The 9940-nt window shown below is 72.7% G+C and carries 9 protein-coding genes; 8 read left to right on the plus strand and 1 reads right to left on the minus strand.

All coding sequences use genetic code 11. The features are described 5' to 3' along the window. Window positions 1-122 precede the first annotated feature (122 nt). The 5 genes from ACH4E7_RS12865 (at window position 123) to ACH4E7_RS12885 (ending at window position 6986) form a co-directional block, all read left to right on the plus strand. A complete protein-coding gene (locus tag ACH4E7_RS12865) occupies window positions 123-1430 on the plus strand; it encodes an ABC transporter substrate-binding protein (RefSeq protein WP_396249073.1) in 1308 nt (435 codons plus the stop codon). Window positions 1431-1616: 186 nt separating this feature from the next. After that, the gene (locus ACH4E7_RS12870; RefSeq protein WP_396249074.1) at window positions 1617-3317 is read left to right on the plus strand and encodes an alpha-amylase family glycosyl hydrolase; all 1701 of its coding nucleotides are present in this window, start codon (window positions 1617-1619) and stop codon (window positions 3315-3317) included. 106 nt (window positions 3318-3423) lie between these two features. After that, window positions 3424-4752, plus strand: coding sequence for an ABC transporter substrate-binding protein (locus ACH4E7_RS12875; protein ID WP_396249075.1), 1329 nt, complete (start codon window positions 3424-3426; stop codon window positions 4750-4752). Window positions 4753-4758: 6 nt separating this feature from the next. Next, window positions 4759-6072, plus strand: a complete 1314-nt coding sequence (locus ACH4E7_RS12880) for a carbohydrate ABC transporter permease (RefSeq protein ID WP_396249076.1) — start codon at window positions 4759-4761, stop codon at window positions 6070-6072. Beyond that, window positions 6069-6986, plus strand: a complete 918-nt coding sequence (locus ACH4E7_RS12885; RefSeq protein WP_396249077.1) for a carbohydrate ABC transporter permease — start codon at window positions 6069-6071, stop codon at window positions 6984-6986. Before ACH4E7_RS12880 ends, ACH4E7_RS12885 begins: the two co-directional genes overlap by 4 nt. Before the next feature lie 92 nt (window positions 6987-7078). Here the strand turns inward: ACH4E7_RS12885 and ACH4E7_RS12890 are convergent, their stop codons facing one another. Then, window positions 7079-7516, minus strand: coding sequence for a universal stress protein (locus ACH4E7_RS12890; protein ID WP_396249078.1), 438 nt, complete (start codon window positions 7514-7516; stop codon window positions 7079-7081). A gap of 373 nt (window positions 7517-7889) precedes the next feature. Between ACH4E7_RS12890 and ACH4E7_RS12895 the strand changes: the two genes are divergently transcribed. The 3 genes from ACH4E7_RS12895 to ACH4E7_RS12905 all read left to right on the plus strand — a co-directional run bounded on the left by ACH4E7_RS12895 (window position 7890) and on the right by ACH4E7_RS12905 (window position 9823). Further along, window positions 7890-8474 carry a TetR/AcrR family transcriptional regulator gene (locus tag ACH4E7_RS12895; RefSeq protein WP_396249079.1) on the plus strand — a complete coding sequence of 195 codons (585 nt, stop codon included), beginning with the start codon at window positions 7890-7892 and terminating at the stop codon, window positions 8472-8474. 1 nt (window position 8475) lies between these two features. Beyond that, window positions 8476-9333 (plus strand): SDR family NAD(P)-dependent oxidoreductase, encoded by an 858-nt coding sequence (locus ACH4E7_RS12900; RefSeq protein ID WP_396249080.1) that lies wholly within the window; start codon window positions 8476-8478, stop codon window positions 9331-9333. A gap of 130 nt (window positions 9334-9463) precedes the next feature. Continuing rightward, the gene (locus ACH4E7_RS12905; RefSeq protein ID WP_396249081.1) at window positions 9464-9823 is read left to right on the plus strand and encodes a nuclear transport factor 2 family protein; all 360 of its coding nucleotides are present in this window, start codon (window positions 9464-9466) and stop codon (window positions 9821-9823) included. The last annotated feature ends 117 nt before the right edge of the window (window positions 9824-9940 follow it).

Below are 9940 nucleotides of genomic sequence, written 5' to 3' on the forward strand. Positions count from 1 at the left end.
GATCGAAGTCGCTGGTTACACCTCGGTCACACAGTACGGGCAGGTGGGCACCGCTGAGCAGGGAGGCCGTATAAAGGGACGTGCGCCGACGCCCACCCGCGTCGGCGAAGCGAAGGAGCTCCATGGAAGACCGGCCGCCCACCGGGCCCGACCCGGGCCGCCGGCGCGTGACGCGCGCGCTGGTGGGCGGGGCGGCGGCGCTCGCGGTCGGCGGCGCGTCCGCGTGGTACGGCCTGGCGGGTCGCACCCGCGCGGCGGGCGACCCCGAGGGCGTCGGGCCGGTCACCCTGGCCACCGGCCGGGACACCACGCGCTACCTGCGCGGGCTGCTGGCCGACTGGAACGCCGAGCACCCGGACCAGCCGGCCGAGCTGGTCGAGCTGCCGGAGGCGGCGGACGAGGTGCACGCCCAGCTCGCCGGGGAGCTGTCGGCCGGCGGCAGCCGATTCGACGTGCTCAACCTCGACGTGGTGTGGACGGCCGAGTTCGCGGCCCGGCGCTGGACCGTGCCGCTGGAGGAGTCGGACTTCGCACTGGACGGCTTCCTGCCGCCGGTCGTGCGCACCGGCCGCTACGACGGGCGGCTGTACGCGGTGCCGTTCGTCGCCAACGCCGCCCTGCTGTACTACCGCAGCGACGTGTTGGCCGCCGCGGGTGAGCAACCGCCCACGACGTGGGCCGAACTGGCGCGGCAGGCGAGGACACTGGCCCCCGCGCACGGGCTGTCCGGGTACGCGGGCCAGCTGAGCCCGTACGAGGGACTCGCCGTCAACGCGCTGGAGGCCATCCGCTCGGCCGGCGGGGATCTGCTGTCCGGCGACGGCTCGGTGGTGGTCGACAGCCCGCAGGCCCGCGCCGGGCTGGAGTTCCTGGCCGACGGGGTACGCGACGGCTGGATCCCCGCCGAGGTGCTCGGTTACCGCGAGGAGGAGTCCCGCGAGGCGTTCGGCCGGGGCGGCCTGCTCTTCCTGCGGAACTGGCCGTACGTCTACCACGCGGTCGGTGCGACCGGTTCACCGGTGGCGGGGCGGTTCGGTGTGGTGCCGCTGCCCGGCCCGCACGGGCCGGGCAGCGGCGTGCTCGGCGGATCGGGGCTGGCGGTCAGCCGGTTCTCCCGGCACCAGCGCACCGCGCGGGCGCTGATCGGCTACCTGACGAGCCGCCGGGCACAGTCCCGGGTGCTGACCGACGGGGGACTGCCGCCGGTGTGGGCGGATCTCTACACGGATCCGGAGCTGACCGCTCGGTTCCCGTACCTGCCCGTGCTGCGCACGGCGATCCTGGCGGCGGGAGCGCGCCCGGGCGTGCCGCAGTACCAGCAGTTGAGCCTCGCGTTCAGCGAGACGGCGTTCGAGGTGGTGTCGGGCCGTCGGACCACCGACGCGGCACTGCCCAGGCTGGCGACCGACCTGCGCGCCATCGTCGGCTGAGACGGCGTCGGCGGGGGTGTTCCCGCCGCTTGTGACGCGCCTACCCGCGAGTACCTAACACGTATCTATTCCGGAACAGGCCTGCCTGTTCATCACTCCTGAGAAAACCTTGCCGAACTAGGGCTTAACAGCGGCCATCTCTGCCTGCTATACCTAACGCGAATGCATAACCGTTGGAGTAGCGAGATGCCCACCCCCACCCTCCCCGACGGCGACGCGGTCACCCTTCCGCGCGCTCGGTCCCACGCCCCCGCCGCCCCCGCCGCCCGTGCCTGGTGGCGCGACGCGGTGATCTACCAGATCTACGTGCGCAGCTTCCGCGACACCGACGGCGACGGTGTCGGCGACCTCGCCGGCGTCCGCGAACAGCTGCACCACGTGCGTCAGCTGGGCGCCGACGGCGTCTGGCTCAACCCGTTCTACGTCTCGCCCCAGCACGACCACGGCTACGACATCGCCGACCACTGCGCCGTCGACCCGGTCTACGGAGACCTCGCCGAGTTCGACCGCCTGGTGACGGACTGCCGACTGCTCGGCCTCAAGCTCGTCCTCGACGTCGTACCGAACCACTGCTCCAGCGAGCACCCGTGGTTCCAGAAGGCGCTGGCCAACGGCCCGGACAGCCCCGAACGGGCACGGTTCCACTTCGCCGACGGCCGCGGCGCGGACGGCGAGCTGCCGCCCAACAACTGGCGGGCCATGTTCGGCGGCCCGGCCTGGACCAGGGTCGTCGAGGCCGACGGCCGGCCCGGCCAGTGGTACCTCCACCTGTTCACCCCGGAGCAGCCCGACTTCAACTGGCGCGATCCCGACGTCGCCGCCCACTTCGAGGAGGTCCTGCGGTTCTGGCTGGACCGCGGCGTGGACGGGTTCCGGATCGACGTGGCGGCCGGCCTGTACAAGCACCCCGAGCTGCCGGACTCGCCCGATCCGGACGCGGACGAGCGCACCCGCGACTCCGTCAACCCGCTGGCCTGGAACCAGCCGGAGGTGCACGGGGTCTGGCGCCGGTGGCGCGCGATCTGCGAGGAGTACACCGCCCGCGACGGCCGTGAACGGCTGCTGGTCGGCGAGGCCTCCGTGCCCACCCCGGCGGAGCAGGCGCTGTACGTGCGCCCCGACGAACTGCACCAGGCCTTCTTCTTCCACCTGCTGCACGCGCCGTGGGACCTCGCGCACTTCCACCGGGTCATCGACGACGCGGTGCGGGACATCACCGCCACCGGATCGACGGTCACCTGGGTGCTCAACAACCACGACCAGGTCCGCACGGTGAGCCGCTTCGCGGGGGAGGACCGGGCCGGCGGCCCCGCCCGGGCCGCGGCGGCGGCCCTGCTGATGCTGGCCCTGCCCGGAGCCGCCTACATCTACCAGGGCGAGGAGCTCGGGCTGCCCGAAGTCCTGGACCTGCCCGACGAGTTGATCACCGACCCGATCTTCCACCGGACCGGCAGCCGGGCCGGAATCCGCGACGGCTGCCGGATACCGCTGCCCTGGTCGGGCGCCGAGGCACCGTTCGGCTTCAGCCCGCCGGGCGCCCCGGCCGCGCCCTGGCTCCCGCAGCCGGCCGCGTTCGCCGCCCACACCGCCGAGCGGCAGCGGGCCGACGCCGGATCCGTGTTCCACCTGTACCGCACCGCCCTGCAGCTGCGCCGGGAGCTCCCCCAGCTCGGCGAGGGCACGCTGCGGTGGCTGGAGACCCCGCCCGGGGTGCTCGCGTTCGTCCGCGGCGAGGGCCTGGTGTGCGCCGTCAACTTCGGCGACACCCCCGCTCCGGCCCCGGTCCCCGGCCCGCCGCTGCTGGCCAGCGGCCCGTGCGGTGACGGCGTCCTGCCGCCGGCCACTGCCGCCTGGTGGATCAACTCCACCTTGATCAGCCGAATCTGACGGAACGTCTGTGAATCCCACCTCGGTGAATCCCACCTCGGTGAATCCCGTCTTGCCGAATCCCACCTCGGTGAATCCCACCCACCCCACGAAGGAAGCCTCGACGATGAGACTCCGCAACACCCTCCCCACCCTGGCCGCCTCCGTCGTCCTCGCCGCCACCGCGACCGCCTGCGGTAGCGGCGGCGGTGGCACCGCCGCAGGCTCCGCCACCCAGGAGCTCAAGGGCCAGAGCCTGACCGTCGCCGCCGTCTGGAGCGGCACCGAGCAGGAGAACTTCAAGAAGGTGCTGGACGCCTTCACCGCCAAGACCGGCGCCACCGTCAGCTACACCTCCACGGGTGACAACCTCTCCACCGTGGTCGGTAGCAAGATCGAGGGCGGCGACCCGATGGACGTCGTCATGGTCGCCCAGCCCGGCGTGATCAAGCAGTTCGCCGACAAGGGCTGGCTGGCGCCGCTCTCACCCGCCGTCACCGACGCCGCGAAGAAGAACTACGCCGGCATCTGGTCCAGCCTGGGCACCGTCAACGGCGCCCAGTACGGCCTCTACTTCAAGGCCGCCGACAAGTCGACCGTCTGGTACAACCCCACCGCCTTCCAGAACGCCGGCGTCCAGCCCCCGGCCACCTTCGACGATCTGCTCAAGGCCGGCCGGACGCTCTCCGACTCGGGCACCCCGGCCTTCACGATCGGCGGCCAGGCCGGCTGGACCCTCACCGACTGGTTCGAGAACGTCTACCTCTCCCAGGCCGGGCCCGAGCTCTACGACAAGCTCACCCGGCACGAGATCCCGTGGACCGACCCGTCCGTGATCAAGGCCCTCACCACCCTCGGCAAGGTCTTCGGTGACCAGCAGCTCGTCGCGGGCGGCGGACAGGGCGCGCTGCAGACCGACTTCCCCGCCTCCGTCCAGCAGGTCTTCGGCGCTCAGCCCAAGGCCGCCATGACCTACGAGGGCGACTTCGTCGGCGGTGTCATCACCTCCGAGCTGAAGAAGCAGGTCGGCACCGACGCCAAGGTGTTCCCCTTCCCCGCCGTGGACGGCGGCAAGGCCCCCGTGATGGGCGCGGGCGACGCGGCGGTCGTCCTCAAGGGCGCCAAGCACCCCGAGGCCGCGCAGAAGTTCGTCGAGTTCCTGGCCGGACCCGAGGCCGCGGCAGTCTGGGCCAAGGCCGGCGGCTTCATCTCGCCCAACAAGGCCGTCGACCCGTCCGTCTACCCCGACGACACCACCCGGCAGTTCGCCAAGTCGGTGATCGACGCCGGCGACACGTTCCGCTTCGACATGTCGGACCAGGCCCCCGCCGCGTTCGGCGGCACCGCGGGCCAGGGCGAGTGGAAGGACCTCCAGGACTTCCTCGCCAACCCCTCCGACGTCCAGGGCGCCGCGGCCAAGCTCGAAGCCGACGCGGCCAAGGCGTACAAGGGCTGATCCATCATGTCTCTGCGCTCATCTCGCAGGGACCGGGCATCCGGTGGCGCGCTCCGGCGCCACCGGGGCCTCGCCCTGCTCCTCGTCCTGCCCGCCCTGCTGCTGCTCGGCGCCCTCGTCGTCTACCCCATCGGCTACTCGGTCGCCCGCAGCCTCTTCGACGCCTCCGGGCGCCACTTCGTCGGGCTCGACAACTACGGCACCGCCTTCACCGACCATGCGACCCTCACCGCCGTGCGCAACAACGCGATCTGGGTCGCCGTCGCCCCGGCACTGGTGACCGCGATCGGCCTGGTGTTCGCGGTGCTCACCGAGAAGGTCCGCTGGGCCACCGCGTTCAAACTGCTCGTCTTCATGCCGATGGCGATCTCCTTCCTCGCCGCCGGAATCATCTTCCGCACGGTCTACGACGCGGACCCGCACCGCGGCGTGCTCAACGCCGCCGCGGTAGCGGTCCATGACACCTTCACCGACGAGCCCTCCTACCCGGGTGCCCGACCGCGCCCCGGAACCGGCCTCGACCGAGCCGAGGGCGGCGACGTCAAGGCGGCGGCCACCACCCGCGTCGTACTGCTGCCACTGGTCGGCGTGCAGCCCGGCTCGCTCCCGGCCACCGCCCGCCCGGCCCAGCAGCCGGCCGACGGCGACGGGGTCAGCGGCACGGTGTTCCTGGACTTCGTCCCGGGCGGCGGCGGCCACCCCGGCCGGCTGGACGCCGGGAAGAAGGGCCTGCCCGGTGTCAAGGTCCAACTCCGGGACGGTGACCGGACGATCGCCACCACGACCACGGCCGACGACGGCACCTTCCGGTTCTCCGCCGCCCCGTCCGCCACCGCCTCGGTGGTCCTGCCGGCCGCCGACTTCGCCGCCCCCTACCGCGGCGTCGACTGGCTCGGGCCCACCTTCGTCACCCCCGCCGTCATCGGCGCCTACATCTGGATCTGGGCCGGCTTCGCCATGGTCATCATCGCCGGCGGTCTCGCCAACCTGCCCCGCGAGACCATCGAAGCGGCCCGGATCGACGGCGCGACCGAATGGCAGATCTTCCGCCGCATCACCGTGCCCCAACTCGCCCCGGTCCTCGGCGTCGTGTTCATCACCATGGTCATCAACGTGATGAAGATCTTCGACCTCGTGTACATCATCGCGCCCGGACCGGTACAGCAGGACGCCGGCGTCCTCGCGCTCCGGCTCTACCTGGTCTCCTTCGGCGGCGGCAACGACCAGGGCCTCGGCAGCGCGCTCAGCGTCCTGCTGCTCCTCCTGGTCGTCCCGGTGATGCTCCTCAACGTCCGACGCTTCCGAGGGAGCCGCGCATGACCACCACCCAAGCGGCGCCGGCCGCCCCGACCACCACCGCCCCCGGACCGGCCGGCCGGCCCGCCGTGCCGCTCACGACCCGGCTCGCCGTCCTCACCCGCAGCGGCGTCGTCCAGGCCGTGCTGATCGTCGCCGCCGTGGCCTGGCTGATGCCCACCGTCGGCCTGCTGGTCTCCTCCCTGCGGCCCAAGCAGTCCGCCGCGACCGGCGGCTGGTGGACGGCGCTGACCGACCCCGCCCAGCTCACCCTGCAGAACTACACCGCGCTGCTCGGCGGCGGGGACGTCCCCAAGGCGCTGTGGAACACCGTGCTCATCAGCGTCCCGGCGACCCTGCTGACCGTCGCCCTCGCCGCAGGCGCCGGGTACGCCTTCGCGTGGATGCGCTTCCCGGGCCGCGACGCCGTCTTCCTCGGCGTGGTCGGGCTGCTGGTCGTGCCGGTGCAGGTCGGCCTCATTCCGGTCGCCAAACTCGAAGGCGCCGTCGGACTGTTCGGCACCATCCCCGGCGTGGTGCTGTTCCACGTCGGCTACGGGCTGCCGTTCGCCGTCTTCCTGATGCGCAACCAGTTCCTGGAGATCCCGGCGGAACTCCTGGAGGCGGCGCGCATGGACGGCTGCGGGGAGTGGCGGATCTTCCGCACCCTCGCCCTGCCGTTGGCCGCGCCGGCCGTCGCCTCGCTGTGCATCTTCCAGTTCCTCTGGGTCTGGAACGACATGTTGGTCGCGCTGATCTTCGCCGGTAACGACTCCCAGCCGCTGACCGTCTACCTGCAGTCCCAGATGCGGCAGTTCGGCAGCAACATGGACATCCTCGCCCCGGGCGCGTTCCTGTCGCTCCTGGTCCCCGTGGTGGTGTTCCTGTGCTTCCAGCGGTTCTTCGTCCAGGGTGCGATGGCGGGGTCCGTGAAGTGACGCTGCCAGGGCGGTACCGGGCGCCGGGCCGGTGCCGCCCGCTCTCGGCTCCCCGGGCGGGACGGCACGGGCGGCCGGACCCCTTCGTCACGTCACTGCGCGCGGACGATGACCACCGGACAGTCGGCGTGCTGGGCGCAGCGCGTGCTCACCGAGCCGAGCAGCACCCGGGTGAAACCGCCGTGGCCGTGGGTGCCCACCACCAGGACCTCGGCGCCCTGTGACGCGTCCAGGAGGACGTCGGAGGGGTCGCCCATGACCAACGACCGTCGGACCTGGACCGGCTGGTCCTCGCCGAGCACGGTGTGGAGTTCGTCGGCGAACCGCCGCTCGGCCAGCTCCCGGTCGAAGGCGGTGTCGACCACCGGCGCCGACCAGCCGAAGTGGCTCGGCGGCTCCCACGCGCCCACCGCGTCCACGACCCCGCCGATCAGCGCGGCGTGCCGGACCGCCCAGCGCAGCGCGGCGTGCGACGACGGCGAGCCGTCGACGCCGACCACGACGCGGGGACCGGAGTCGTTCGCGTTCATCTGTACCGTCCTGTCGGTCGTCGCCCCTTCCACCACGGTGCGGGCCGCTCGACACCACCGCCAGTACGGCCCGGCACCCGGGTGACGGCGACGGCAGCTCCCGGCCCCGGTGACCACCCCGCTGAACGACCCCGGGGCCCGGCGAAGGCCGCCCCGATCGCCTTCAGTCCGCTTGACCGGGACAAGGCGCTGGTCGCCAGAGTGGCCCAGGCGCAGCGGTACTGAGCCGACGGACGGCCCGCCGCGTCGCGGGGCGGTTTCCAGCGGTGGTGGCCGGGCCGTCCGTACTCCCTTTGCACGATCACGGGCCCACCGGGCGTGGCCATCCGGGCGCGCTTGACATCGCCGGCCGTCCGGAATGAATATTCATTCCGTGCCTCGACATCACGACACCCCCCAGCTCCTCCTCGACGCCGCGATCGCGCTCTTCGCCGAGCGGACCTACGAGGGCACCCAGATGCCCGCCGTGGCGGCGCGGGCGGGGGTCGGGGTGGGCAGCATCTACCGGTACTTCCCCAGCAAGGAAGCGCTCGGCAACGCCGCCTTCCAGGACGCCAAGCGCGACCTGTTGGCCCACCTCGCCGAGGCCACGGCGGCGCCCGCCGAGTCGATCAGGGCGGAGTTCGCGCAGTTCTGGGCCGGGTTCACCGGTTTCGCGGGCCGTCGACCGGCCGCCTTCGTCTTCCTGGAGCACCAGCAGCACGACACCTTCCTGGACGAGGAGAGCCGCGCCCTGGCGGCCGAACTCGACCGACTCGCAGCCGACTTCATCGAGCGCGGCCAGCGGGCCGGGGCGATCCGCGAGGGTGAGCCGCAGTTCCTGGTGGCGCTCGCGCTCGGTGCCTTCGCGGGGCTGCTCCGGGCGATCCGGCCCGCCGCCGTCACCGACCTTCCCCCCGTCGAGCGCGACCGGGCCGAGCAGGCCGTCTGGTCCCTCCTCAGCGCAAAGGACTCCTGAGATGACAGCGAAGACCGTCCTGATCACCGGCTGCTCCTCCGGAATGGGCCGGCAGACCGCGCTGGCGCTGCACGGCCTCGGCCACCGGGTGTACGCCACCGCGCGCCGTCCCGAGGCGATCGCCGACCTCGCCGCCCAGGGTATGGCCACCCTCGCGCTGGACGTCACGGACGAGGCCTCGATGGTCGCCGCCGTCCGGGAGGTCGAGCGGCAGCAGGGCTCGATCGACCTGCTGATCAACAACGCCGCGTACGGGCTGCACCAGCCCGTCGAGTCGGCGGACCCGGCCGAGGTGCGGGCGCAGTTCGACACCAATGTGTTCGGGCTGGTCCGGCTGACTCAGCTGGTGCTGCCGGGCATGCGCGCCGCCGGACGCGGCCGGATCGTCAACATCTCCTCGATGGCAGGCCGCTTCTCCCCGCCCGGCGGCGCCTTCTACCACGCCAGCAAGCACGCCGTGGAGGCGATCAGCGACTCGCTGCGGCTGGAGGTGGCGCCGTTCGGCATCGACGTGGTGGTGGTCCAGCCCGGGCCCACCATCACCGAGTTCGCGGGCACGGCGGTGGACACCATGGCCGCGCCGCCGGCCTCCGGCGACCCGTACGGCACCTTCCGCGCCGAACTCGCGGACATGTACGCCCACAAGAGCTTCACCCGGCGCAACGGCGCGGTTCCGGCGGAGGCGGCCACCCGGGTCATCGTGCGGGCCGCCACCACCGCGCGGCCGCGCGCCCGCTATGCCATCGGCGGGCTCTCCCGGGTGGTGATGACGGCCCGTCGGCTGCTGCCTGACGCCGCGTTCGACGCGGTGATGCGCCGCAGCTTCCCGCTGCCGCGACCGGCCGCGTCCGCTCGCTGACAGCGCTCGGTGCTCGGCATCGCGCCCAGCATCCCACCGCCGGTACCGGAGCCGGGGCGAGGGCGGTCGTCGGTGACCGGATCCTGGAATCGCGGGCGGGGGCGGGCCGGTTGGCGTACGGTCCTAGGCCATGGACCTCGACTTCGCCACCCGCTTCGCCCAGGACTGGGCCGCCGCCTGGAACTCGCACGACCTGGAGCGCATCCTCGCCCACTACACCGATGACATCGTCTTCGCCTCGCCGCGGATCGTCGAGATCATCGGCGACCCGGCCGGCGAGGTGCGCGGCAAGGACGCCCTTCGCGTCTACTGGGCCAAGGGGCTGGAGTACCTGCCCGATCTGCACTTCACCGTGGAGGACGTCCGTTCCTCCGTCGACACGCTCGTCATCAACTACCGCAACGAGCGCGGGCAGGCCGTCGCCGAGGTCCTCACCTTCCGCGACGGCCTGGTCTGCCGCGGCTTCGGCGCGTACGGGCCGGAGGCGTGAGCCGGTCGGGGGGGCCCGGGGGGCCCCCCCGGGGGCCCCCCCCCGGGGGGGGGGCCCCGCCCGGGGCCGGCCGGGCCCCCCCCCCGGGCGCCCCCCGCGGGGGGGGGGCCGCCCGGG

The organism is Kitasatospora sp. NPDC018058 (genome assembly GCF_044327205.1).
GTDB lineage: Bacteria > Actinomycetota > Actinomycetes > Streptomycetales > Streptomycetaceae > Kitasatospora.

Bases quoted from the DNA above. Each gene is read 5' to 3' on its own strand.
- ACH4E7_RS12865 (WP_396249073.1), top strand. From the start codon at position 123: ATGGAAGACCGGCCGCCCACCGGGCCCGACCCGGGCCGCCGGCGCGTG.
- ACH4E7_RS12870 (WP_396249074.1), top strand. From the start codon at position 1,617: ATGCCCACCCCCACCCTCCCCGACGGCGACGCGGTCACCCTTCCGCGC.
- ACH4E7_RS12875 (WP_396249075.1), top strand. From the start codon at position 3,424: ATGAGACTCCGCAACACCCTCCCCACCCTGGCCGCCTCCGTCGTCCTC.
- ACH4E7_RS12880 (WP_396249076.1), top strand. From the start codon at position 4,759: ATGTCTCTGCGCTCATCTCGCAGGGACCGGGCATCCGGTGGCGCGCTC.
- ACH4E7_RS12885 (WP_396249077.1), top strand. From the start codon at position 6,069: ATGACCACCACCCAAGCGGCGCCGGCCGCCCCGACCACCACCGCCCCC.
- ACH4E7_RS12890 (WP_396249078.1), bottom strand. From the start codon at position 7,516: ATGAACGCGAACGACTCCGGTCCCCGCGTCGTGGTCGGCGTCGACGGC.
- ACH4E7_RS12900 (WP_396249080.1), top strand. From the start codon at position 8,476: ATGACAGCGAAGACCGTCCTGATCACCGGCTGCTCCTCCGGAATGGGC.
- ACH4E7_RS12905 (WP_396249081.1), top strand. From the start codon at position 9,464: ATGGACCTCGACTTCGCCACCCGCTTCGCCCAGGACTGGGCCGCCGCC.